Source organism: Pseudonocardia endophytica, from assembly GCF_004339565.1.
GTDB lineage: Bacteria > Actinomycetota > Actinomycetes > Mycobacteriales > Pseudonocardiaceae > Pseudonocardia > Pseudonocardia endophytica.
This window is the reverse complement of record NZ_SMFZ01000001.1, coordinates 1549105-1573330: the sequence shown is the minus strand read 5'-3', so window position 1 is coordinate 1573330 and position 24226 is coordinate 1549105. Positions and strand designations below refer to the sequence as shown.

The following is a 24226-nucleotide window of genomic DNA, read 5'->3' as shown; positions in this document are numbered from 1 at the left end:
CGCCAGGAGGCCCATGATCGGCGGGAGTGGCGGCAGCGCGCCATCAGTGGGGCGTTCGGACCGATCCTGGCGATCATGGTCGGGCCGGTCGGGCCGGTCCTGTGTAGCGCCCGGGTCATGACCGATCCGACCATCTCACTCGCGTCCGGCCGGCCATGATCGGCGGAAGTGGCCGGGACGTGCCACCAATGGCGCGATCCGGCCGGTTCTGCTGATCACGGGATGGCGAGGCGCAGTCGTGGGGAGCGGCTGGCCCGTGGGCGCGCCATGGTGGGTCGCCGAGCGGTGGGGAGCGGCTGGCCCGTGGGCGCGCCATGGTGGGTCGCCGAGCGGTGGGGAGCGGCTGGCCCGTGGGCGCGCCATGGTGGGTCGCCGAGCGGTGGGGAGCGGCTGGCCCGTGGGCACGCCATGGTGGGTCGCCGAGCCGTGGGAGCGGACGGGTCGTGGGGGCGCCGTGGTGGGTCGCCGAGCCGTGGGAGCGGGCCGGGCCGCGCGGCTCTACGGTCGACGGCGTGCGGGTGATCGTCGTGGGAGCCGGGATCGCCGGGGTGGCGTGCGCGCGGGAGCTGGCCGCACGGGGTGTCGACGTCCGCGTGCTGGAGCGGTCGCACACCGTCGGCGGGCGGCTGGCCGTACATCGCCACGAGGGGCGGCCGGCCGACATCGGTGCCGCCTACTTCACGGTGTCCGACCCGGACTTCGAGGACCAGGTCGCACGCTGGTCGGCCGCCGGGCTTGCCCGCCCGTGGACCGACCTGCTGTCGGTGTTCGACGGCGAGCAGCGCGACGAGCCGAGCAGCGGCCCGATGCGCTGGGCTGCACCCGACGGGCTCGGGAGCCTGGTCGAGGACATGGCCCTCGGGCTGGACGTCGAGAAAGGCCGGACGGTGGAGCGGGTCGGGCCCGGACCGCGGGTGGACGGCGACGAGGCGGACGCCGTCGTCGTCGCGATGCCGGACCCGCAGGCGGAGCGGATCCTGGACCCGTCGTCGTCCGCCGCCACGGCGGTGGCCGGCCGCGAATGGAACCCGGTGCTCGCACTGACCGCCGGGTACCCGAGGCGCACCTGGCCGGAGCTGCCCGCCGCGTTCGTCAACGACCATCCGGTACTGTCGCTGGTCGCCGACGACGGGTCACGCCGCGGTGACGGCGCGCCGGTGCTCGTCGCGCACTCGACCGGTGACGTCGCGCGGGCCCACGACGGCGAGCCGCAGGCCGCGGTGCCGGAGATGGTCGACGCCGTCGCGAGGCTGCTCGGCGTTCCGGACGTGCCGGAGTGGACGCATGTGCACCGCTGGCGGTTCGCGGCACCGGCCGCGTCCCGGGAGGCCACCTTCCACCTGGGCGACGACGGCATCGGCCTGGCGGGCGACGGCTGGGGCCGCTCGCGCGTCCAGACCGCGTACCTGTCCGGCCTGCACGTGGCCCGCGCCCTGACGAGCTGACCCCCCAACGTATCGCCCGTCCTCGCAGGCCCTGCATGCTCTGTGACCTGCTGGGACGTCCTGCGAGGTGACCGCTCGTGGCTCCGACGCCGGACGGCCGGACACGGATGCGCCGGACGGGGCACGGATGCGCCGGGCAGCCGGCTGAGATGCGCCGGCCACGTCCCCGGACTCGCCGACACGGCCTCACCTCGCAGCAGGTCGTCCGTCCTCGCAGGCTCCACACGGCCTGCGACATGTCGGCGAGGCCTGCGCGGAGGGCCGGGAATCGGCGACGGTGGCCCGTCGGACGGACCGGGATTACCGTCGCCGCATGGCCGAGACCGTCGTACCGTCCGCCCGGATCGCGCCGGACAAGCCTGCTGGACCGGACGAGGAGCGCCCGTTCGGCGGCTCCACCGCACCCGCCGAGTTGGACGCGCATGCTCCGGACGCCGCCGGGAAGGCCGTGCTGGACGAGCTCGTCGCGGCCCTGGGCGGGCGGGACGGCGGTACCGACCGGCTGCTGACCGACCCGGACACCGTCGCGCCCTACGTGCACGACGAGGCCGAGTGGGCCGAGTACGGCAGCCCGCTGTGCGTCGTGCGGGCGCGCAGCACCGACGAGGTGGCCGCGGTCGTCGCGGCCTGTGCGCGGCACCGGGTCCCGGTCGTCGCGCGCGGGGCGGGCACCGGACTGTCCGGCGGGGCGAACGCCGTCGACGGGTGCGTGCTGCTGAGCCTGGAGCGGATGCGGGAGATCCTGGAGATCAACCCGACGGAACGGCTCGCCGTCGTGCAGCCCGGCGTCGTCAACGACGAGCTCCGGGAGGCCTGCGCCGCACAGAACCTCTGGTACCCGCCGGACCCGGCCAGCGCCCCGTGGTCGACGATCGGCGGGAACGTCGCCACGAACGCCGGCGGGCTGTGCTGCGTGAAGTACGGCGTGACCCGCGACTACGTGCTCGCGCTCGAGGTCGTCACGGCGAGCGGGGAGATCCTGCGCGTCGGGCGACGGACGGCGAAGGGCGTCGTCGGCTACGACCTGGCCGGACTGCTCGTCGGCTCCGAGGGCACGCTCGGGATCATCACCGAGATCACGGTGAAGCTGCGCCCGGCCCGCCCGGCCGCGCCGCGCACCGTCGTCGGGTTCTTCGACTCGCTCGCGGACTGCGGTGCCGCCGTCGCCGCCGTCACCGAGCAGGGACTGCAGCCCGCCGTGTTCGAGCTCGTCGACCGCGAGTGCCTGCACGCGGTGAACGCGTGGAAGAAGGCCGGCCTGCCGGAGAACGCCGCGGCGCTGCTGCTGGCCCAGACGGACCTGCCGGAGCCTGCCGCCGAGGCCGAGGCGGACGCGATCCTGGCGACGTTCGAGCGGCACGGCGCGACCGAGGCGATGGCCTCCACCGACCCGACCGAGGCGGACGCGCTGTTCGCCGCGCGGCGGATGGCCTACCCGGCGCTCGAACAGCTCGGCATGGGCATGCTGACCGAGGACGTGTGCCTGCCCCGCGCGCGGATGGCCGAGATGCTCGGGCGGATCGAGGAGATCGGCCGGACCCGCGGCGTCCGGATCGCGACCGTCGCGCACGCCGGCGACGGGAACCTGCACCCGCTGATGCTCACGCCGCACGGCGACGACGAGGCGCGCAAGCGGACGAAGGCGGCGTTCGACGAGATCATCGAGACCGCCGTCGATCTCGGTGGCACGGTCAGCGGGGAGCACGGCGTCGGGCTGCTCAAGCGCGACGGGATGGCCCGCGAGCTGGGTCCGGGCGTGATGGCGTTGCAGCGCAGCATCAAGGACGCCCTGGACCCGGACGGGATCCTGAACCCCGGGAAGGCCCTGGGATAGCCGGAGTCAGCGCACGACGTCGAAGACCTGCTTCTGCAGCCCGTTCGAGTAGGTGCGGCTGTCGACCAGTCGCAGCATCTGCTTGTCCTTGTCGGTGTCGCTGAACAGCCGCTTGCCGGCGCCGAGCAGGAGCGGGAAGACGAGCAGGTGGTAGCGGTCGATCAGGCCGGCGTCCGAGAGGTTCCGGTTCAGCGCGGCGCTGCCATGGATGATGATCGGTCCGCCGTCGGTCTCCTTGACCGCGGCGACGTCGTCGAGGCTGCGCAGGATCGTCGTCTCGCCCCAGTTCGTGACCAGATCGGACTCGGACAACGTGGACGAGACGACGAACTTCGGCATCGCGTTGTACCCGGCGAAGAAGTCCATGTCCGGCCAGACCGGCGAGAACGCCTGGTAGCTGACGCGGCCCATCATCATCGCGGTGGCCTCGTCCTGCTCGGAGCCCTTCATCTCGTAGGACGCGTCGTCCTGCGGGATGTCGGTGAACGTCCAGCCCGTCGAGCGGTGGTCGGGCTCGCCGCCGGGGGAGTCGACGACGCCGTCGAGGGAGATGAACGCGGTGGTGATCAGGGTGCGGGGCATGGGCTTGGAGCCTAGAGCCGTGCCCGATCGTCGTCCTTGTACAGGAGCGACAGCGCGGCGTCCGGCGCCCGCAGCCAGGACGCGGTGTGCCCGATGAAGCGCGTCAGAGAGCGGGCCAGGTGCGGATGGTCGTGGTAGCCGAGGTGGGCGACGACGTCGAGCGGCGCGACGTCCGCCGCCAGCAGCGTCACGGCCTCCCGGGCCCGGTCGATCTGCCGGACGGTCCCGCGGGACAGGCCCGTCGCGGCCCGCACCCGTCGTTCGACGGTCCGCGCGCCGACCCGCGCGGTGGCGCCGGCCAGGACGTCGTCGACCAGCGGGTCGCGCACGAGCATCCCGGCCCGGACCAGGCGGGCGACGAACTGCTCGGCCGCGTCGGGGTGCGGCACCTCCCACTCCTCGCCGGCCAGGACGAAGCCGCGCGACGACACCCGGAGCTGCACCGAGCCGTCGACGAGGCCGGTCGACGGCAGATGAGGCATCGACGTGCCGTGGGTCAGGACGATCCCGAAGGCCGTGTGCCCGGCCGGGACCTCGACGGGCGTCGGCACGGTCTCCGGGCCGCGCAGGTCGACGCGCACCCCGCCACGCTCCTCGGAGACGACGAGCTCGCGGTGCGTACAGGCCACGGACGTCATCGGCCCGCCGCCCGCGACGCTGCTCCACACCCGCTCGACGTACGGCGAGTCCGACGGCCGGTCGGCCAGGTTCAGGATCCGCCGTGGGTCCGTGCCGTCCACCCGCGCCACGGTAGCCGACGTCACGCCTGCCCCCGGCCCGATGCGGTGCGAGGATCGGGACGCATCTGCACCACACCCGAGGAGGCACCGTTGCCGTCCGGCCCCCTGTTCCCGGCCCTGTCCGACCCGGGGCACGCCGCCGTCCCGGCCTACCGCTTCACGGAGGCCGACGGGGACCGCGCGGTCACCTACGGCGAGCTGGCCGCCGTCGCGGATCGGCTGGCCGGGCGGATCCGGGGCCGGTCGCGGGTCGCGGTGTGGGCGACGCCGTCGCTGGCCACGGCCGTCGGCGTGGTCGCCGGGCTGCGTGCGGGCGTACCGGTCGTCCCGGTGAACGCCAAGCTCGGTGAGCGCGAGCTGGAGCACGTGCTCTCCGACTCGGCGCCGGAGGCGGTGCTCGTCGCGCCAGGGGTCACGCTGCCGCCCGCCGTGGACGAGCTGGAGCGGATCGACGTCGACCCGTCGGACACCACACCCGGCGACCCGGTGACCGACGAGCCGGATCCGGAGTCGCCCGCACTCGTCGTCTACACGTCCGGGACCACCGGGGCACCGAAGGGCGCCGTGCTGTCCCGGCGCGCGATCGCGTCCAACCTGGACGCTCTGGCCGACGCCTGGGCCTGGACCGGTGACGACCTGCTCGCCCACGCGCTGCCGCTGTTCCACGTGCACGGGCTGGTGCTCGGGACGCTGGGTCCGTTGCGCCGCGGCGGTTCCCTGCACCACCTCGGCGCGCTGAGCGGCGCCGCGCTCGCCGCCGCCGTCGACGGTGGAGCGACGATGGTCTTCGGCGTCCCGACCCAGTACCACCGGCTGGCGGCGGACCTGGAGTCCGATGCGGACGCCGCCGCCTCGGTCGGGCGCGCGCGGCTGCTCGTGTCCGGCTCGGCCGCGCTGACCGCCGTCGACCACGAGCGGATCTCCCGCCTGACCGGTCACTCGGTGCGCGAGCGCTACGGGCTGACCGAGACGCTGATCCTCACCGCCGCCCGGGCGGACACCGAGCCGGAGGTGGGCACCGTCGGGAAACCGTTGCCCGGCACCGAGGTGCGGCTGGCCCCGCTCCCGGTCGAGCAGGACGAGGCGGTCGAGGGAGCGGGCGACGACCTCGGCTCGGTCGAGGTCCGCGGGCCGGGACTGTTCTCCGGCTACCTGAACCTCCCGCAGGCCACGGCGGAGACGACCACCGACGACGGGTGGTACGCCACCGGCGACATCGGCCGCTGGACGGGCACCGGCCTGCTGGCGCTCGTCGGCCGCAAGGCCACCGACCTGATCAAGTCCGGCGGCTACAAGATCGGCGCGGGGGAGATCGAGAACGCGCTGCTGGAGCACCCGGCGGTGGCCGAGGTCGCCGTCGTCGGGGAGGCCGACGACGACCTGGGGGAGCGGGTCGTCGCCTACGTCGTGCCGGCTCCCGGGGAGCGCCCGGAGGACCGCGAGCTCGTCGACCACGTCACGCACCTGCTCGCCGCACACAAGCGACCGCGCGAGATCCGGTACCGGGAGTCGTTGCCGCGCAACGACATGGGCAAGGTACAGAAGAAGAAGCTGAGCTGACCGCCGGGAAACCGAGTGCCGTGTCGCGCAACGTCGGTGCCGGAATCGGCGGATCCAGGCGTTCGCAGGCAAGGCGCCGCCCGCAGCTCATACCGGGCGTCTTCGCAAGGGCGGCAACGCCGCCTGCGCGCGCCTGGGCCTCCGAGATCGGTGCCGGACGTTTCGCGATGCGGCACTAGAGCCTGTTTGATAAGTCGCGGAGCCAGGTGTTGATGGTGGCGATGTGGACCGTGGCTTCGTAGCGGACGGCGAGTTTGTCGTAGCGGCTGGCGACGGCGCGGTGTTGTTTGAGCTGGTTGATGCCGCACTCGACGGCGTGGCGCTGCTTGTAGGTCTCGGCGCAGAACATCGGTGGACGGCCTCCTCGGCTGCCGCGGCGCTGGCGGTGCCCGATCTGGTCGGCGGGTTCGGGGATGGTGGCGGCGATCCCGCGTCGTCGTAGGTAGGCCCGGTTGGCCCGGGAGCTGTAGGCCTTGTCGGCCAGCACCCGATCCGGGCGCACCCGCGGACGGCCGGGCCCGAAGCGGGCGACCCGGACCCGGTCGAGCACCGGGCCGAACTGCGGGCTGTCCCCGGCCTGACCAGCCGTCACGATCAGCGAGAGTGCTTTGCGGCCTTGTTCACAGGCGAGATGGATCTTCGTGGACAGGCCGCCACGGGAGCGTCCGAGTCCATGATCGTCGGGTTCGGGGGCGCCGTGTCCGCCGGGCGGCTCCCGCTGGAGCTCGGGTTGTCGGCGGGCGCCGGCAGCGTGCTGGTGGGCTCGCGCGATCGTGGAGTCGACCGACAGGTCCCAGGTGATCAGCCCGAGACCGTCGGCGAGCCGCTGCAGCGCCGCCCACACCCCGGCCCAGGTCTGGTCGCGCTGCCAGCGACGGAACAGCCCGTACACCGACTGCCAGGAGCCGTAGCGTTCAGGCACGTCGCGCCATGGGGCGCCGGTGCGGATCCGCCAGCAGATCCCGTCGATCAGCTGGCGGCGGGTCCAGATCGGGGGTCGCCCGAGCGCGCTCACCGGCGGCAACAACGGCTCCAGCAGCCGCCACTGCGCGTCGGTGAGGTCCTTGCGTCCGCCCGCGGGTACGGTCCCCACGAGGTCTCCGGGTGGATGGTCTTCTTGGTCGTTGATCCATCTACCGGAGACCTCACCTGTCTCAGGTCACCGACACGCGACTCCGAAACCAAAGATCGACTTCATAAACACGCTCTAGCCCGAATGGACCCGGATAGACCCGGGTGGGAGCGGGAACCCGATCCGGTGACGAACGCAGCTCAGACCCCAGCGACGAACGGACGCGCCCACGAGGCGCGTGCTCCCGACACCGACGAGAACACCGGCACGACGTACCGCGGCCCGGCACACCCCGGCGCCCCGCGGCTGACCGGTCTGGACGGCGTGGACCACGTCGAGGTCGCGGAGGAGGGCGACCAGGACGTGCTCGAGCACGAGCGTTTCGACACCGCCGACCTGCGGCTGGCCGGCGCGGGCATCGTGCTCGCCGTCGTGCGCCTGTCCGACTCCGCGCACTGGGAGCTGCGCCTGCCGGACAGCCGTCCGGACGAGCAGCTGCGCGTCCCGGTGGCCGCTCCGGACGTCGAGGGCGTCGACCCCGACCAGATCCCCGAGGAGATCGACGCGCTGATCCGCGGCGTGCGCCGCGGCCGGCCCGTCGCGCCCGTCGGCCGGATCAAGGTCGTGCGCGGCACCACCCGGCTGATCGGCGACGGCGGCCGCGAGGTCGCCACGATCGCCCGTGACGAGGTCCAGGTCTCCACGCTCGGTGAGTCCACCACCGTCGAGAACTGGTCGGAGGCCGAGGTGCAGGCCGGCGTCGGAACCGGCCCGGACCTGCTGCGCGCCATCGACGAGCGGGTGCGCGAGACGGGCCTGACCCCCGCCCCGCACGACGCCGAGGCCGCGCTGGGCCGGATGCTCGCCGAGCTGTCCCCGCCCGCCGCCCCGCGCTGGACCGGCAAGCGCGGCTCGGCCGCGACGGTCCTGCTGACCTACGTCGGGACCCAGGTCGACCGGCTCGCCGCCCGTGAGCAGGACCTGCGCACCGACGAGCCGGACGCCGTGCACCAGCTGCGCGTCGCCGCCCGCCGGATCCGCAGCGCGCTGCGGACGTACCGCCCGCTCGTCGACGACCCGCGCACCGACCACCTCGTCGCCGAGCTGCGGTGGCTGGGCCGCGCGCTGGCCGACGACCGGGACGCCGAGGTGCTCGAGGAGCGGATCACCGGCGCCCTGCACGCGCTCCCGGAGGAGCAGCGGCTCGGACCGGTCCAGGCCCAGGTCACGCGGCACTTCGCACGCCGGCGGGCCGAGGCCCGCGCGTCCACCCTCGAGGTCATCGACGGCGAGCGCTACGAGGCGTTGCGTGCCGGACTGCAGCGCTTCCTCGTCGACCCGCCGCTGTCCGGAGCCGCGACGAAGAAGGCCGAGAAGGTGCTCCCGGCGCTGGCCGGCAGGACGGCTCGCAGGCTCGCCAAGCGGATGGACGCCGCTGTCGAGGTGCTGTCCCACGGGGAGGACGCCGACGAGGCGATCCACCGTGCCCGCAAGACCGGCAAGCAGGTGCGCTACAGCGTCGAGGTGGTCCGGCCGGTCGGCGGCAGGATCGGCAAGCAGGCGAACGCGTTCCGCAAGCGTCTCAAGGAGCTGCAGGACGAGCTCGGTGCCCACCAGGACACCGTCGTCGCCCGGCACGCACTGCGGGAGCTGGGCGCCCAGGCCGGTGCCGAGAACCAGAACGGTTACACGTTCGGCATCCTGCACGGCCGCGACGAGGTGCACGCCCGCGAGATCGAGGAGCGCCTGCCGGAGACGTGGGGCAGGATCGGGGCGCGCAAGCACCGGCGCTGGATGTCGTAGGGCCCGCCTCCGGGCGAACGAGGGTGCCGTTCGGGCAGCGTCATTGCTCGACGGTGCCCCTCGTTCGCGGGGTCGTAGGCTCGACGGCGTGACGGACCCTCGCGACCCGGTGGCCGATCTGCGGCGGATCGCGTTCCTGCTGGAGCGCGCGCACGAGTCGACCTACCGGGTACGGGCGTTCCGCACCGCCGCCGCCGCGTTGCGGGGCAAGGACCCGGACGAGATCGCGCACCTGCGCACGTCCGGGGAGCTCGCGAAGCTGCGCGGCGTCGGCGAGGTGACCGCCCGCTGCGTCGCGGAGTCGCTGGACGGCGAGGTCCCGGTGTACCTGCGACGCCTGGAAGCGACCGAGGGCACGCCGCTGGACGAGGCCGCGGACGACCTGCGCTCCGCGCTGCGCGGGGACTGCCACACGCACACCGACGCCTCGGACGGCGGCTCGCCGTTGCACGAGATGGCCGAGACCGCGATCACGCTCGGCCACGAGTACCTGGTGGTCACCGACCACTCGCCGCGCCTGACCGTCGCCAACGGACTGTCCGCGGAGAGGCTGCGGGCGCAGCTCCGTCAGGTCGCGGACCTGAACACGCAGCTGTCCGAGCACGGCTCGACGTTCCGGGTGCTCACCGGCATCGAGGTCGACATCCTCGACGACGGCGCGCTGGACCAGGACCCGGACCTGCTCGGCGAGCTCGACCTCGTCGTCGCGAGCGTGCACTCCAAGCTGCGGATGCCGCACGACGAGATGACCGAGCGGATGCTCACGGCGATCGCGAACCCGCACGTCGACGTGCTCGGGCACTGCACCGGCCGGATGGTCACCGGTAGGCGCAAGCGCCCCGAGTCCGAGTTCGACGCCCGGCGGATCTTCGACGCGTGCGCGGAGCACGGCGTCGCCGTCGAGATCAACTCGCGGCCGGAACGTCTCGACCCGCCGAAGCGGCTGCTGCGCCTCGCCGTCGAGGCCGGGTGCGAGTTCTCCATCGACACCGACGCGCACGCACCGGGCCAGATGGACTGGCTCGATCACGGTTGCACCCGCGCGGCCGAGTGTGGCGTGCCCGCCGCCCGCGTCCGCAACACCCGGCCCGTCGACGCACTCCTCGCCCGCTGAGAAAGCATCATCAGAAACAGGGAAACGCTTAGGCCATTCGGCCTACTACTACCCGGTTCGTGCCAGGGTTGCCCGGTGTACCGCGACAGCCCCGACCCGCGGGACCGGCTCCTCGACGCGGCACTGCAGCAGTGGTCCGACCACGGCTGGAACACCGTCACGGTGACCGGAGCGGCCGCGACGGCCGACGTCGACCCGGACGAGTTCCGCGAGGAGTTCCCGACCGACATCGAGCTGCTCTGCACGATCTTCGACGACAGCAGCGAGGAACGCGGCGCGGCCGCGATCGAGGCCATGGACGGAGCAGCCGACGGGGTGAGCCGCTGGCGCGCGTCGATCGAGTCGTTCGTGACGCTGTTGGAGGACGACCCGAGGCACGCCGTCGTGCTCGTTCAGGCCGTCGGGTCCCCGGAGCTGCAGGCACGGCGGCGCAGCTCCTACCGCGGGTTCGCCGCCGTGATGGTGTCCCAGTCGACCCGCAGCAGCCCGGAGCCGCGGGCCCACTCCGCGGCCGCCCACTTCTGCATCGGTGGGCTGACCGAGCTGACGCTGGCCTGGATGGACCCGTCCACCGACGTCGATCGCGACATCGTCGTCAGCGAGGCGAGCATGTTGTTCGAGCTCGTGATGGCCGGCGGTTGACCGCGTCATCACTATTCGGGAAGTCGGGCAGGAACGACCGTCCGGCAGGAAGCCGTCGTGCCATCCTCGCGTCATGGAGTCGGTGGGGGTCGACGCACGGGAGACGCTGCTGGACGTGTCGCTGCAGCTGTGGGCGGACCACGGCTGGCGCGCGGTCAGCCTCTCGACCGCGTGTGCCCTCGCCGGTCTCGAGGAGAAGGACTTCTCCGACGAGTTCCCGAAGGACGACGACCTCCTCTGCGAGGTCTTCGACGCGAGCACCGACGTGCGGGCCTCCGAGGTGCTCGTCGCGCTGGAGTCGGCCGAGGACGGCAGGAGCCGGTGGCGCGAGGCGATGAAGGCCTACCTCCGGTGTCTCGAGGACGACCCGCGGCACATCGCCGTGATGGTGGAGGCGATCGGCTCGCCGATACTGCGGACCCGTCGTCGCAGCTCGTACCGGGGGTTCGCGGCCGTCGCCGCGTCCCAGGCGACCCGCAGCAGCGCCGATCCGCGCGAGACGCGCTTCGCCGCGCACTTCGCTCTCGGTGGGCTGACCGAGATCACGCTCGCCTGGCTCGACCCGGACACCGACGTGGACCGGGAGATGATGCTCGAGCTGGGCAGCCGGCTGTTCGAGGAGTGCCTGAACTCGGCCTGAGCCCGAGCCGCTCAGCGCATCTCGAAGTCCGCGAAGTCGAACCCCGGTGAGACCACGCACGTGACGAGCGCCGGCTCCGGGCCGAGGAGCGTCGCGCGCTGCCAGTTCCCGGCCGGGATCCGGAGCTGGGGCAGTGCCCCGGTGTCGTCCGGCGGGCCGAGCGTCGCGGGCGGTACGTCGGCCGGATCGTCGGTGTCGTCGCCGTCACCGCCGTCCGCGAGCGCGACCGGCGAACCGGCGTGCCACATCCACAGCTCCTCCGAACGGACCCGATGCCACCGTGACGGTCCGTCGAGCAGATAGAGGATCGCGGTCGCCGTCGGTCGCGGACCGTGTGCGGTGGCGACGCTGACCGGGGACGTCCAGGTCCGGCGGTACCAGCCGCCCTCGGGGTGGGCGGCCAGGTCCAACGCTGCCGCGAGTTCGGGTCGGGACACGCGTCCAGTGTCGCCCGGACGGTCACCGGCTGTCACCGCGGGTCGCGCACGCACGGTGACGGATCGTGGCGTTGCGATCGCGAACGGTGCACGAACGAGGGCACCTCGAACGGGTGGACGGGCTAGCGTCGCTCACGATCTGCGGTGAAATGAGTGCCGTACTGAGACGGAAGTGACGGGAGGGACGGATCGTGCGCAGGTGCTCCAGACGGATGCGAACCGCACTGGTGGCCGTACCGGTCGCGGTGGCCGTCGCGGCCGGCACGGCGATCGGGACGGCGTCGACGGCCGTGGCAGCGGTGCCCGCGGCGGGCGCCTCCGCTCCCGCCGCACCCGAACCGCCGGCTCCGGAACCGCCCGCTGCGTCGGACGGCAAGTGCTCGCAGACCGCGGCGAAGACCCTCGACTGGGGCACGCCGACCCGCGAGTCCGACTTCGAGGGCTCCACGGTCCCACCGGACTGGCACCCCTACGGCCCGGAGCCCGGCCACGCGAAGAACGGCACCCGCACGCCGGACGCCGTGACCGTCGCGGGCGGCGCGATGTCGATCAACGGCTCGCAGGACGGCACGACGGGCGCGGTCAGCTGGCACCCCGGCCAGCAGTACGGCCGGTGGGAGGCCTGCGTCCGCGCGGACGAGGGGAGCGGCGGGCTGAACGCGCTGTTGCTGCTCTGGCCCGTCGAGGAGAACTTCCCGGTCGGCGGTGAGATCGACTGGATGGAGAACATGTCCGACGACCGGCAGGAGACGAGCTTCTTCCTGCACTACGGCGCGGACAACCAGCAGGAGTACGGCTCGGTGAAGCACGACGCCACCGAGTGGTCGGCGTGGGCGCTGGAGTGGACGCCGGACAAGATGACCGCGTACGTGAACGGCAAGGAGTGGTACTCGTCCACCGACACCGACCACTTCCCGCCCGGCGCGATGAACATGACCATGCAGCTGGACTACTTCGGCAACGCGGGCGGCCCGTCGGCCATGCACATGGACTGGGCGCGGCAGTGGGCGTTGCCGGAGAGCAAGCCGGCGGAGCTCTCGCTCGCGCCGGGTGCGCCCGCGACCGGGCAGCCGAAGGACTACCCGGACCGCGCGCCACGCAAGCTCGACGGGGCGGCGCCGCCCGCGGGCGCAGGCGACGAGCCCGACCAGTCCGACCAGTCCGATCAGGATCAGTCCGATCAGGATCAGTCCGATCAGTCCGATCAGGACAAGCCCGACCGGTCCGACCAGGACGACGACGGCGGCTCCGGTGACCAGGCCGGTTCCGGCTCCGAGGGCTCCGCCGTCGCGCCCTCCGGCGACCTGACCGCCGGACGCCCGCGGCTGCTGCACCCGTCGGGTGCCGAGCCCGCGGGGACCGTCGCCGGTCCGCGGACACGGACCCTGCACCCGTCGACGACCGGCTGACCCCCCAGACCGTGGGCGGCGGAACGCGAAAAGGAAGACTGGGGCCGCGTTCCGCCGCTCACGCCTCCCGGCGTACCGGGCTCAGCCGACGCCGAGATCGGCCAGCGTGGGCGGGTCGGCCCCGTGGCGCGAGCAGGTGATCGCCGCGGCCGCCACGGACTCGTCGAGGACCGCGTCCAGCGTCGCGGCGTCGATCCGGTGCAGGTCGACCCGGGCGTCGGCGCCGAGCAGGCCGCGCCGGTGCAGCCCGGACAGCAGGGCCGAGGAGAAGCTGTCCCCGGCCCCGACGGTGTCCACGACGTCGATCTTCTTACCCGGGCGCGACGTGTGCAGGCCGGCGGACGTCCCGGCCACCACCCCGTCGCCGCCGAGCGTGACGGCGACGACCGCAGGACCCAGCTCCAGCCACTCGGCGATCACGTCGCCGGGCGAACGACCGGGCACGAGCCAGCGCAGGTCCTCGTCGCTGACCTTCACCACGTCGGCGACGCCGAGCACCTCGTGCACGCCCCGCAGTACGTCCGCGGGGTCGCCCATCAGCAGCGGCCGGCAGTTCGGGTCGTAGCTGACCGTCGCCGTCGGGCGCGCCGACGCGAGCAGCCCGCGCAGCACCTCCGCGCCCGGCGGCGTGGTCAGCGCCAGCGATCCGGAGTGGACGGCCACGACGGGCTCCGCTCCCTCCCCGTCCAGCGCGCCGACCAGCTCGTCAGGGGTCCACTGCCAGTCCGAGGTGCCGGAGATCCGGAAGTCGTACGCGGCCTGGCCGTCCTCGGCGATCTCCACGATCGCCAGCGACGACGGCTCCTTCGCGGCCACGACGCGCGACAGGTCCACCCCGTTGCGGTCCAGGTGCCCGCGCAGCTTGCGTCCGAGCAGGTCGTCGGCGATCCGGGCGAGCATCCGCGCCGGGACACCGAGCCGCGCCAGCCCCACGGCGACGTTCGCGGGGCTCCCACCCGGCGCCAGCTCCCAGTACCCGTTGGCCGGAGCCGGGACGACGTCGACCAGTGCCTCTCCGGCGACGGCGACGACGCCGGATGACGGTGGACCGGACACGGTTGCGCTCCCCTCTGTCTGGCTGGACTGCCGAGACTGTCATATCCGGCGCCGTGATAGTCATGGACTCGTGCCCCGGAGGATCCCGGTCGTGGTGCTGGCCGGATTCCTCGGAGCCGGCAAGACGACCCTGCTGAACCATCTGCTCGCGGCGGGCGGCGACGCCCGGATCGGGGTCGTCGTCAACGACTTCGGCTCGGTCAACCTCGACGCTATGCGGGTCGCCGGCCGGGGGTTGGCGGGCGGCGGAGCCGCCGGGGCGGGGACGGCAGAGTCCGGAGGGATCGTCGGGCTCGGCAACGGGTGCCTGTGCTGCGAGGTCGGTGAGGACGGCGTCGGTGCGCTGCTGGACCGGCTCACCGCGCGTCGCGACGAGCTGGACGCGATCGTGATCGAGGCCAGCGGCATCGCGGAGCCCGGCACGCTCGTGCAGCTGGTGCTCGACGCGCTGAGCGCGAAGCCTGGGGGGCCGCGCATCCGCACCGGGCGTCATCTCGTGTTCGGCGGGCTCGTCGTGGTCGTCGACGCGGCCGAGTTCCTCGACGTCCGCACCCGCCACCCGCAGCTCGAGCGGCACGTCGGGCTCGCCGATCTGGTCGTGCTGAACAAGATCGACCGGGTGGACCCCGGCACGTTGTGGCAGGTCCGGCGGCTGTGCCGGGAGACCAACCCGCGGGCGCCGATCGTCCCGGTGACCGAGGGCGCCGTCGATCCGTCGCTCCTGTTCGACATCGAGGTCGTGCCCGGGCGGCAGCTGATGCTCGGCGAGGAGATCGACCGCCCGCACGAGGAGCACCTGCACGCCGGCTACGAGAGCGTCTCCTTCGTCTGCGACGAGCCGTTGGACGCGTCCCGCCTCCGGGCGCTGCTCGACGGGAGGCCCGCCGGGCTGTACCGGATCAAGGGGTCGGTCCGGTTCGCCGCCGCGCCGTCACGGGACCGGTGGGACCTGCACACGGTCGGCCGGTACGTGCGGTTCCGCCGCACCCGCTGGGACGCCGGCGAGCCGCGGCGGACGACGCTCGTGCTGATCGGCACCGGCCTGGAGCGCGACGCGGTGCTGCGTGACCTCCGGGCCTGCGTCGCGGACGGCGACTCCCGCACCGACGCCGACGCGCTCCTGCCCGTCCTCCGGTTCGCCGAGCGTTAGACGCTCTGCAGGTCCGGTCCGGTGGCGGGCTCGGTCAGGGACGTCAGCTCCTCGACGGCGACCTGGTCGCCCTCGCCGACGGCGCGCCACAGCAGTGTCTCCAACCGCCGCTCCGGGTCGACCCGTTTCGACGTCCACGACGGGCTCGCGGCGAGCCGCTCGGCCCGGCGGCAGAGCTGCCCGAGCTCGGAGTCACGGTCGGCGACCTCCACCGCGAACGCGCCGCGCCCGGTCCGCCGCCGGTAGGCCCGCGCCGGGTTCGTGGCCAGGTGCACCAACGCCAGCAGAGCCAGGGCCAGCGCGAACCCGGTGGGCAGGGCGGCCAGGAACGCCACGCTCGTCCAGAGCCAGCTGTCATCGCCGATCCAGAGCGCGACGACCACAGAAGCGATCACGACGGTGCCGGTCGCCGCACCCGCGGGCAGGCGGGTGTAGACGAGGTCACCGTGATCGTCGATCGCGTACTGGGTTCCGGCGACGAGGGCCGGGTCGTACACGCGGTAGCCGCCCGTGGTCCGGATCAGGTTCGGGAGCCGGTCGCCGGATGCGCCGGTGGTGGTGTCGTTCATGATGCTGCCCGATCGGCCGTGCCTCGCTCGCGGCCCACCGGGTGGCCGTCGCGCTCCGGATCTCGGTCGAGTCACGGCCGGTGTTACACGCTGTGGGCGCGATCACGACCCGGGGTGATCGCGAGGGGGCCACGCGTCGCCCCACGACGTGTCGCGGGCGGCCCGGTAGTCGTCGCGACGGCTCTTCGGGACCGGCCGGTCGGTGATCCCGCCCGCGCCCGTGCACAGGCGGAGCGTCACGAGCCCCTTGCGCTGCAACGGGTGCCGGACGACCCGGTTGGCCGCATGCTGCTCCGACGGGGACCGGACGGCGACGACGTGCGCGAACTTCTCGTCCTCGTGCCCGAGATCGCCGGACTTGAGCCTGCGGTGGCGGGCGCTGCGGTTCACGCGGGCGGCGAAGTGGCACCAGTCGTCGGTGCCGCTCCTCTCGACGGCCACGGGGCACGGTCCGTCGTGCGGGCACGGTGCGACGACGGTGAGGCCGCCCGCCAGCAGCTCGTCCCGCGCGGCGAGCACCCGCCGGTAGCCGTCCGGCGTGCCCGGTTCGATCACCGCGACCGTCCCGCCCCGCGCCGCCGCCTCGCGCACGACGGCGGTCCGCGTGCCCTCGTCGAGCTCGCCGAGCACGTAGGAGACGGTGATCAGGTCGGCGTCCGGCAGCGCGACCGTCGTGTCCATCCGGAGCGGCCGGAACGTCGTGCTGGCGACGGCCGCGTTCCCCGCCGTCGCGACCAGCCGGCGCCCGAACGCGATCACCGGGTCCGAGCCCTCCAGCACGATGGCCTCCTCCAGCGACGCCCAGACGTCCGTGGCCGCCCACACGGCCGCTCCGGTGCCTCCGCCGACGTCCACGAGTGTGCGCGGAGCCAGGCCGACTGCGACGTCCGCGGCCTGGCCGAGCGCTTCCCGCACGGCGGCGTAGGTGGCCGGCATCCGGTAGGCGGCGTAGGCGGCGGCGTCGTCCGGCGTGCGCAGGATCGCGGTCGCGGTCCCCGCGCGGCCGATGCGGTAGTCGCCGATCAGCCGTTCGACGATCGGGGTCAGCCGGGACGTCGGGATCGGGTCGAGCGCGTCGTCGAGTGCCCTGGCCAGGTCGTCGGGCAGCGGCGTCATCGGGCGGGGACGCTACACACCTGGTTCGCTGGCGCCGGTGGGAGTGCCAGGACCGGTCGTGGTGGTCGGCGCCGGTCCGACGGGGCTGGTCGCGGCGCTGCTGCTCGCCCGTCGCGGCGTCGACGTGACGGTGCTCGAACGGCGCGCCGGCGTCCACGCGCTCCCGCGCGCCGTGCATCTGGACGACGAGTCGGTCCGGATCCTGCAGGCCGCCGGCGTGTCCGACGGGTTCGCCGCGATCAGCCGCCCGGCCGCCGGTCTGCGCCTGCTGGACGCGCGCCTGCGCCCGTTCGCCGCGTTCCACCGTTCTTCTCGCGGCGTCCACGGGTGGGCCGAGTCGACCCTGTTCGACCAGCCGGACCTGGAGGCGCTTCTCCGTGCGCACGTGGCGGCCGATCCGCGGATCACGCTGCGGGAGGGCGTGGACGTGGTCCGGATCGATCCGCCGGGCGGCTCCTTCTCGTCGGTGGGCACGGCGACGGCCGAGCCGGATGTCGCTGCGATCGGCAGCCCGTCCGCAGGGCCGGGTGGGGGCGCGGCCGCCGGCGGAGACCCCAGCCCGGGCGATTCCTACCGGGTTCGGCTGGCCACCGGCGAGCAGGTTCCGGCGTCGGCCGTCCTCGGCTGCGACGGGGCGCGCAGCACCGTCCGGGCGGCGATCGGGGCCCGTCTCCGCGCGCTCGGACCGTCGCAGCGGTGGTTCGTGGTCGACGTCCGGTGCGCGACTCCGCTACCGACCTGGGGCGGCGTCGATCAGGTCTGCGACCCGGCCCGCGCCGCGACGTTCCTCGCACTGACCGGCGACCGGTACCGGTGGGAGTTCCGGATGCGCTCCGGCGAGACGGCGTCCGAGCTCGCCGCGCAGGTCCCGAGCCTGATCACCCGCTGGGCGCCCGGCCCGGTCGAGATGCTCCGGGCCGAGGAGTACACGTTCGACGCCGCCGTCGCCGATCGTTGGTCCGACGGCCGGGTGTTCCTGCTCGGCGACGCGGCCCACCTCACGCCGCCGTTCATCGGGCAGGGACTCGGAGCCGGACTGCGGGACGCGCACAACCTGGCCTGGAAGCTCGCCGCCGTCCTGCACGACGGTGCACCCGGGTCCTGGGTGGACGGTTACCGGTCCGAACGCGCTCCGCACGCCACGACGATGATCCGCGGCGCCCTGCGCGTCGGGCGGGCGATGACCGGCGGGTCCGGTGCCGTCGCGGCGCTACGACGACCGCTGGTCGCCGGCACCCTGCGCGTCCCGGCCGTCCGTCGCCGCGCCGAGGCCGGGCTGGTGACCCGCTTCGGACCCGGCACTCTCGTGGACCGGCGCCGGGACCGTCGCGACCCGGTGGGGACGCCCTGCCCGCAGCCGTGGCCGGGGCACGACGGGCTCCTCGGTGACGGATGGGCGCTGCTGACCTCGGGCGCTCCGGAGCAGCCCGGTCCGGAGCCGCGCGAGACGATGCCGCCCCATGCAGGCCTGCCCGATGCAGGGCCGTCCGATGCGGTGCAGGGCCCGGTTCCGTCCGAGCTGGCCCGGCGAGCAGCCGATCTGGGCGCCCGCACGGTGGCGACGACGGATCCGGTGCTGCTCCGGTGGCTCCGGACCGGTCGTGTCCGCGCGGTGCTCCTGCGCCCCGACCGGATCGTGGCCGCCTCGGCCCCGGTGTGACCCGCATCCGGGCCGCGGCGCTCGCTCCGGCCGGGTCGCGGCGGAGCCGCAGCGACGTCCGCCCGAGACTTCGCCCCGGTCCGGCATGATCCACCGAGCAGAAGCCATGCGCTGAGCCCTCGCCCGACCCGTGACCGAGCGCCACCTCGTTGCGGTTCCGGCCGCTGGAACGTGCCGTTCGACGTCCGCGCGCGGTCGAGTGGCACGTTCACGCGAGCCGGACAGCCGAAACGTTCCGCTCGACTCGCCGAGGCCGTCGAGTGGAACGTTGCCGTGGTCCGTGCCGACCGGACCCGCGACGGTGGGATGCTCGCAGGCTCGCCGACCCGATGGCTCCGGCGGACGGACCCCGACCCGGCGAACGCGCTCCACTCCGGAGGATGCGCGCGCCCGGTCGCTCGCGTTCTCCCGAACGGCGCGCATCCGTCGGATCACTGCGCGCGGATCACCGCGCGCGAGAACCGCTCAGGCGCGGCCGGTCAGGATCGGGTCGTCGAGCGCGTCCAGCGCGGGGACCTGTAGGCGGGCCCAGGGGGAGAGGCCGCTGTCCGGGTCGTCGGCCGCGGCGCGGAAGCGGGGCCAGTCCCACCACTCGTACGCCTCGACCTCGTCCGGGTTCGGCGACGGCTCACCGGCCAGGCGGCAGACGAACACCGGGCACAGCTCGTTCTCCTCGACACCGTCGGCGGAGGCCCGGTAGCTGAACTCCGGGAGCACGAGGCGCAGGTCGCGGGCCTGCAGGCCGAGCTCGTCGCGCAGACGTCGCCGCACGGCCGCGGCCGGGTCCTCGCCCGGTGCGGGGTGCCCGCAGCACGTGTTCGTCCAGACCAGCGGGAACGCCTTCTTGTGCCGGGACCGGCGGGTGACGAGCAGGCGGCCGTCGTCGTCGATGCCGTAGCTGGAGAACGCGAGGTGCCGCGGCGTCGTCGCACCGTGCACGGTCGCCTTGTCGGCGACGCCGACCGGGTTCCCGTCGTCGTCGAGCAGCACGACCTGTTCCACTTCTGAGGTCCTCCTAGACCGCCCGCAGCAGCGCGGCGTAGAGCGTGAGACCCGGTCCGAACGCCAGCATCATCGCCGGCCTGCCGGGGCGCGGCAGTCCGGCCGACCGCAGCGCGTCGAGGACCAGTATGACGGTCGCCGACGAGCAGTTGCCCCGGTTCGCGAGCACCGCGCGGGAGGCGGCGGTGTCGTCCGGGGCGAGCCCGAGCCGCTCGGAGACGACGTCCAGGATCCGTGGACCGCCCGGATGCACGGCCCACGCGTCGACGTCGGCGATGCCGTACCCGTGCCGGTCCAGCAGACCCGTGACGGCCGGACCGACGTGCCGGGCGAGCACGGCGGGAACCTCCGGCGACAGGCCCATCCGGAAGCCGAGGTCGGTGACCTCCCAGGTCATGTGGCCGGATGTCGACGGGTCGGTGACGGCGGCGACGTCGAGCACCTCCAGAGCGCCGTCGACCGGGTCGGGACGCAGCACGACCGAGGCGGCGGCGTCGCCGAACAGCGCGTGCGACACGGCCTGGCCCCGGTCGTCGTCCGGTGGCTGGATGTGCAGCGACGTCAGCTCGCAGCACAGCATCGCGGCGGGCCGTCCGCGGGCGACCACGAAGTCGGCGGCCGCGCCCAGTCCGGGGATCGCCGCGTAGCAGCCCATGTGCCCGACGGACAGGCGCTGCGCGTCCGCCGCCAGTCCGAGGTCGGCTGCGACCCGGATGTCCAGCCCCGGCGTCGCGTACCCGGTGCAGGACACGACGGCGAGCAGCCCGAGCTCCGATGCCGGGAGGTCGGCGGCGGCCAGCGCGGCGGACGTGGCGTCCTTGCCGAGCGGCACCGACTCCGCCGCCCAGCGCCGCATCCGCTCCCCGGTCGACCATCCGGACACGTCCTCGGTCAGCGGGTTCACCGCAGCGTGCCGCCGCTGCACGCCGGCCGCGGAGAAGATCCGCTTCGCCACCGCGTCGTGCCCGGAGCGTTCGGCGAAGTAGCCGTCCCATATCGCGTCCTGCTCGAGCGGCGGGCCGGGGAACGACGAGCCGAGCCCGGTCAGGTAGGCGGGCATCAGCCGACCTTCCGTCCGACGGCCTGGAACAGCACGGCCGACGTCGGCACCCGGACCATCCGCACCGTCAGGCGCCGGCCGGCCGCGCGGGCCACGAGGTCGCGCACGGACGGCCGGATACCCCACAGCGTGAGCTCGACGCCGTGCCTGGCGCACGCGCGTCGAAGACGGTCGCGGTCGACGAACAGGTCCGGGTCGTGGATCCCCGTCGGCACGCCGCGGACCTTCTCGGCGAGCGTCACCGCGACGAGCCGTGCGAGCGCCGTCGCCGCCAACGTGTCGATCACCAGCAGGCCTCCGGGACGCAACAGGCGACAGGCCTCGTCGACGGCCGCGTCGAGGTCGGTGACGTGCTCGAGGATCTCTCCTGCGGCGACGACGTCGGCGCACCCGGAGCGCAACGGCACCCTCGTCACGTCGCCCCGGACCGGCCGCACACCGTGTCCGGCGGCCTGGGTCAGCGCCGACGTCGTGAGATCGACGCCGACGTGCCGGTACCCGGCGACGTGCGGCGCGAGCAGGCCTGCGCCACAACCGAGGTCGACGAGCAGCGGCGTCGTTCCCCGCGCCGGTGGCGGGACCAGCGCGCCGCGGGCGGCGGCCAGCCAGTGCAGCATCGCGAACGGGCCGTGCGGATCCCACCAGTGGGGAGCCAGGTCGTCGTACTGTCCCGGGTCGTTCCGCTCTCTGGTCGGGGCGTCGGGCACACCGGAGAGGCTGCCAGACTCTGCGCGTGCGCACCGTGCTCGTCCTGCTCCGGTGCTGCCACCCGGAGCCCACCGCGGCCGTCACGCTCGTGATGACGGCACTGGCCGTGACCACGGGCAACACGCTCGGCGGGGTCGTGCTGGTGGCACTGGCCGTGCTGAGCGGGCAGCTGTCGATCGGCTGGCTGAACGACCTGCTCGACGCCGACCGCGACATCGCGACCGGGCGCACGGACAAACCGCTCGCCGCGGGGGAGGTCGGCCGTAGGACCGTCGGGGTGGCGACGGGCGCCGCGGTCGCGGTCTGCGCGGTCCTGTCGGTGTGGGCGGCCGGACCGGCCGGCGGGCTGCTGCACCTGGTCGCCGTCGGGGCCGGGCTGGCCTACGACGTGCGGCTCAAGTCGACGCCGTTCTCGCTCCTGCCGTACCTGGTGTGCTTCGCGCTGCTGCCGGTGTTCGTGGTGGCCGCGCTGCCCGGCTCGCCGTTGCCGCCCTGGTGGCTCCCGGTGGCCGGCGGCCTGCTGGGTGGTGGGGCGCACTTCGCGAACGTGCTCCCGGATCTCGACGACGACGCCGCCACCGGTGTCCGCGGCCTCCCGCACGTTCTCGGGGCGCGGGGCAGCCGCGTCGCCGCGGCGGTGCTCCTGCTCGGTGCGACGCTGGTGATCGCCCTCGCCGCGCCGGTTCCGGTGTGGCCGGCCGTGTCCGTCCCGGTACTGGCCGCCATCCTGCTCGGAGCCGGCTTCGCCATGGGCCGCCGCCGTCCGGGCTCGCGCGCCCCGTTCCGTGCCGTGCTGCTCGTGGCCGTCCTCGCCGTGGGGCTGCTCCTGGTGGCCGGACCGGCCGTCGTGGCCTGACCCGTCCCCGCATTGGACGGGGCTCCGTTCGCGCGCCACGGGCCGCGTCGAGATGCGGCTGAGCGGGGTGCGGAGATCCACAAGTCCCGCTGGACTGCATCTCGGTGCGTGCGACGAGCGGAGCTGCACCGCCAGGGCTGCTCGCCGGCATCGCCGCTGCGATCCGAGTTGGACGAGAGCTCCGCCACCGAAAGGTCGGACGCGAGCTCCGTTCGCGGACCGGGGGCGTGCCGAGATGCAGCTGAGCGGAGTGTGGAGATCCATAAGTCCCGCTGAACTGCATCTCGGTGCGCGGCGGGTGGCGCTCCACCGCCCGGGCTGCTCGCTCACCTCACCGCAGGGACCCACGTTGGACGAGAGCTCCGCTCGCGCCGTCCGGTTGGACGGGAGGTCCACTCGCGCCGCGTGGCTGGACGAGGGCTCCGTTCGCGCGGTGACGGGACTCGGCCCGGCCCGGCCCGGCGCGGTGCGCTGCGGTGGCGGGACTCGGTGCGGCACGGTGCGGTGCGCGGCGGTGGCGGGCCGCGGCGGGGCGGGGCAGGGTTGGCGGGCTGCCCCGGAACTCAGCGGCCCAGGACCAGGTGGCCCAGGACCAGGGCCAGGGCGGCAGGCGGGACCGTGCCCTGGGCCAGGCCGAGCTCGACGGCCGCGTCGAACACCTGCCGGTGGCGCGAGGCGGCGGAGATCGCGGCGTCCAGGAAGCGGGGACGTGCCGCCATCCGGGAGATCGCGCCGACGTGCCGGTGGTGACGGGCGAACGCACGGGTCATCGACGCCCGGTGGGCCGCACCCGCGTCGGCACCGAGCAGCGCGTCGCGGCCGGCGAGCACACCGGAGGCGATCGCGTCGTAGATCCCCTCCCCGGTCAGCGGGTTGATCTTCGCCGCCGCGTCACCGGCCAGCAGGACACGGCCGTCCGGGTGGAAGCGCGGGGTGGTGGACAGCGGCAGGTGGTGCGCGCGAACGGTGGCCGCCTCGGGTTCCTGGCCGGGCAGCAGCTCGCGCAGGCGCTCCGTCAGCGCGGTCTTGTTGCCGCCGCCACGACGGTCGAACACGCCGTAACCGACGTTCGCGCCGCCCCCGGCGACCGGGAACGACCACGCGTAGGCCGGGTACGGCCCGTCGGCGTACTCGATGGTCAGGGTGCCGGGATCGGGGGAGACAGGCGCGTAGCCGCGGATCGCGACGGCGCGGTCTCCGGGGCGCTCGTCCGGGCCGCCGCCGAGCAGTCGCCGCACCGTGGAGTTCGCGCCGTCCGCGCCGATCACGGCGCGCGCCTCGATCGTCCCGTCCAGCACCACGCGGTCGTCGAGGACGGTCATGTCCCGGACCCGGTGCCGTCGCAGCTCCGCCCCGCCGGCGACGGCGGCGCCGACCAGCGCGGCGTCGAACGCGACTCGTGTGATCACCCGGTTCGGGCGCGGGCAGGCCCGGTCGACGCTGCGCCCGGACGGGGTGCGCAGCCGCAGGCGCGGCGTGACCGGCCCGAGGTCCTCGACGTCGTGCACCCCGAGCGCGTGCAGCAGGTCGAACACCTGCGCGGCGATCCCGTCCCCGCACGTCTTGTCACGCGGGAAGTCCGCCGCGTCGAGCAGCAGCACCGACCGCTCCGGTGCGAAACGCCCGATCCGGAGCGCGGCGGCGGACCCGGCCGGGCCTGCGCCGACCACGACGACGTCGTAGAGCACCCGGTCATTGTCGCCCGCTGACGGAGACCGTTCGCGCCGGGCGGACGGAGCGGGCGACGAATGTGGGTGAAACTGTCGGGGGG

22 protein-coding genes are annotated in these 24226 nt (G+C 74.0%); 11 read left to right on the top strand and 11 right to left on the bottom strand.

Going from position 1 to position 24226, the window contains the following annotated elements; all coding sequences use genetic code 11:
* The first annotated feature begins 443 nt into the window (after positions 1-443).
* On the top strand, positions 444-1445 hold the full coding sequence (locus tag EV378_RS06985; protein ID WP_424511210.1) for an NAD(P)/FAD-dependent oxidoreductase: 1002 nt from the start codon (positions 444-446) through the stop codon (positions 1443-1445).
* A 313-nt stretch (positions 1446-1758) separates the two neighbouring features.
* A complete protein-coding gene (locus tag EV378_RS06980) occupies positions 1759-3279 on the top strand; it encodes an FAD-binding oxidoreductase (protein WP_243653326.1) in 1521 nt (506 codons plus the stop codon).
* A 6-nt stretch (positions 3280-3285) separates the two neighbouring features.
* Here the strand turns inward: EV378_RS06980 and EV378_RS06975 are convergent, their stop codons facing one another.
* Complete coding sequence (locus EV378_RS06975) at positions 3286-3861, bottom strand: dihydrofolate reductase family protein (RefSeq protein ID WP_132421922.1); 576 nt, start codon at positions 3859-3861, stop codon at positions 3286-3288.
* 11 nt (positions 3862-3872) lie between these two features.
* Positions 3873-4601, bottom strand: a complete 729-nt coding sequence (locus EV378_RS06970; RefSeq protein WP_243653325.1) for a helix-turn-helix domain-containing protein — start codon at positions 4599-4601, stop codon at positions 3873-3875.
* A gap of 90 nt (positions 4602-4691) precedes the next feature.
* On the opposite strand from EV378_RS06970, the gene EV378_RS06965 reads away from it, so the two are divergent.
* Positions 4692-6161: an AMP-binding protein gene (locus tag EV378_RS06965; protein ID WP_424511209.1), complete on the top strand. Its 1470-nt coding sequence runs from the start codon at positions 4692-4694 to the stop codon at positions 6159-6161.
* A 175-nt stretch (positions 6162-6336) separates the two neighbouring features.
* Here the strand turns inward: EV378_RS06965 and EV378_RS06960 are convergent, their stop codons facing one another.
* A complete protein-coding gene (locus EV378_RS06960; RefSeq protein WP_132421777.1) occupies positions 6337-7254 on the bottom strand; it encodes an IS5 family transposase in 918 nt (305 codons plus the stop codon).
* A gap of 165 nt (positions 7255-7419) precedes the next feature.
* Between EV378_RS06960 and EV378_RS06955 the strand changes: the two genes are divergently transcribed.
* The 4 genes from EV378_RS06955 (at position 7420) to EV378_RS06940 (ending at position 11432) form a co-directional block, all read left to right on the top strand.
* Entirely contained in the window at positions 7420-9036 is a 1617-nt protein-coding gene (locus EV378_RS06955) for a CYTH and CHAD domain-containing protein (protein WP_132421920.1), read from the top strand.
* Between the two features lie 88 nt (positions 9037-9124).
* The gene (locus EV378_RS06950; RefSeq protein WP_132421918.1) at positions 9125-10150 is read left to right on the top strand and encodes a PHP domain-containing protein; all 1026 of its coding nucleotides are present in this window, start codon (positions 9125-9127) and stop codon (positions 10148-10150) included.
* Between the two features lie 75 nt (positions 10151-10225).
* The gene (locus tag EV378_RS06945) at positions 10226-10792 is read left to right on the top strand and encodes a TetR/AcrR family transcriptional regulator (protein WP_132421916.1); all 567 of its coding nucleotides are present in this window, start codon (positions 10226-10228) and stop codon (positions 10790-10792) included.
* A 73-nt stretch (positions 10793-10865) separates the two neighbouring features.
* Positions 10866-11432, top strand: a complete 567-nt coding sequence (locus EV378_RS06940) for a TetR/AcrR family transcriptional regulator (RefSeq protein WP_132421914.1) — start codon at positions 10866-10868, stop codon at positions 11430-11432.
* Positions 11433-11443: 11 nt separating this feature from the next.
* Here the strand turns inward: EV378_RS06940 and EV378_RS06935 are convergent, their stop codons facing one another.
* The gene (locus EV378_RS06935; RefSeq protein WP_132421912.1) at positions 11444-11869 is read right to left on the bottom strand and encodes a cupin domain-containing protein; all 426 of its coding nucleotides are present in this window, start codon (positions 11867-11869) and stop codon (positions 11444-11446) included.
* 212 nt (positions 11870-12081) lie between these two features.
* Between EV378_RS06935 and EV378_RS06930 the strand changes: the two genes are divergently transcribed.
* Positions 12082-13278, top strand: coding sequence for a glycoside hydrolase family 16 protein (locus EV378_RS06930; RefSeq protein WP_132421910.1), 1197 nt, complete (start codon positions 12082-12084; stop codon positions 13276-13278).
* Between the two features lie 81 nt (positions 13279-13359).
* Here the strand turns inward: EV378_RS06930 and EV378_RS06925 are convergent, their stop codons facing one another.
* On the bottom strand, positions 13360-14334 hold the full coding sequence (locus EV378_RS06925) for a carbohydrate kinase family protein (RefSeq protein WP_132421908.1): 975 nt from the start codon (positions 14332-14334) through the stop codon (positions 13360-13362).
* 70 nt (positions 14335-14404) lie between these two features.
* Here EV378_RS06925 and EV378_RS06920 point away from each other — a divergent pair, with 70 nt between their 5' ends.
* Positions 14405-15484 (top strand): CobW family GTP-binding protein, encoded by a 1080-nt coding sequence (locus EV378_RS06920; protein WP_132421906.1) that lies wholly within the window; start codon positions 14405-14407, stop codon positions 15482-15484.
* Here EV378_RS06920 and EV378_RS06915 read toward each other — a convergent pair.
* Positions 15481-16053, bottom strand: coding sequence for a hypothetical protein (locus EV378_RS06915; protein WP_132421904.1), 573 nt, complete (start codon positions 16051-16053; stop codon positions 15481-15483). The genes EV378_RS06920 and EV378_RS06915 overlap by 4 nt on opposite strands.
* A gap of 102 nt (positions 16054-16155) precedes the next feature.
* Positions 16156-17169, bottom strand: coding sequence for a small ribosomal subunit Rsm22 family protein (locus EV378_RS06910; RefSeq protein ID WP_132421902.1), 1014 nt, complete (start codon positions 17167-17169; stop codon positions 16156-16158).
* Between the two features lie 37 nt (positions 17170-17206).
* Here EV378_RS06910 and EV378_RS06905 point away from each other — a divergent pair, with 37 nt between their 5' ends.
* A complete protein-coding gene (locus tag EV378_RS06905) occupies positions 17207-18829 on the top strand; it encodes a bifunctional 3-(3-hydroxy-phenyl)propionate/3-hydroxycinnamic acid hydroxylase (RefSeq protein ID WP_165922173.1) in 1623 nt (540 codons plus the stop codon).
* A gap of 465 nt (positions 18830-19294) precedes the next feature.
* Here the strand turns inward: EV378_RS06905 and idi are convergent, their stop codons facing one another.
* From idi to EV378_RS06890, 3 genes are read right to left on the bottom strand one after another with little or no spacing between them, the layout of a single operon-like run.
* Positions 19295-19831: an isopentenyl-diphosphate Delta-isomerase gene (gene idi, locus EV378_RS06900; protein ID WP_132421898.1), complete on the bottom strand. Its 537-nt coding sequence runs from the start codon at positions 19829-19831 to the stop codon at positions 19295-19297.
* 13 nt (positions 19832-19844) lie between these two features.
* Entirely contained in the window at positions 19845-20891 is a 1047-nt protein-coding gene (locus EV378_RS06895; RefSeq protein WP_132421896.1) for a type III polyketide synthase, read from the bottom strand.
* The gene (locus EV378_RS06890; protein WP_243653324.1) at positions 20891-21598 is read right to left on the bottom strand and encodes a methyltransferase domain-containing protein; all 708 of its coding nucleotides are present in this window, start codon (positions 21596-21598) and stop codon (positions 20891-20893) included. The genes EV378_RS06895 and EV378_RS06890 overlap by 1 nt, the downstream gene beginning before the upstream one ends.
* A 26-nt stretch (positions 21599-21624) precedes the next feature.
* Here EV378_RS06890 and EV378_RS06885 point away from each other — a divergent pair, with 26 nt between their 5' ends.
* Positions 21625-22455, top strand: coding sequence for a UbiA family prenyltransferase (locus tag EV378_RS06885; RefSeq protein WP_243653323.1), 831 nt, complete (start codon positions 21625-21627; stop codon positions 22453-22455).
* Between the two features lie 563 nt (positions 22456-23018).
* Here EV378_RS06885 and EV378_RS06880 read toward each other — a convergent pair.
* The gene (locus EV378_RS06880) at positions 23019-24143 is read right to left on the bottom strand and encodes a geranylgeranyl reductase family protein (RefSeq protein ID WP_207908588.1); all 1125 of its coding nucleotides are present in this window, start codon (positions 24141-24143) and stop codon (positions 23019-23021) included.
* Between the last annotated feature and the right edge of the window lie 83 nt (positions 24144-24226).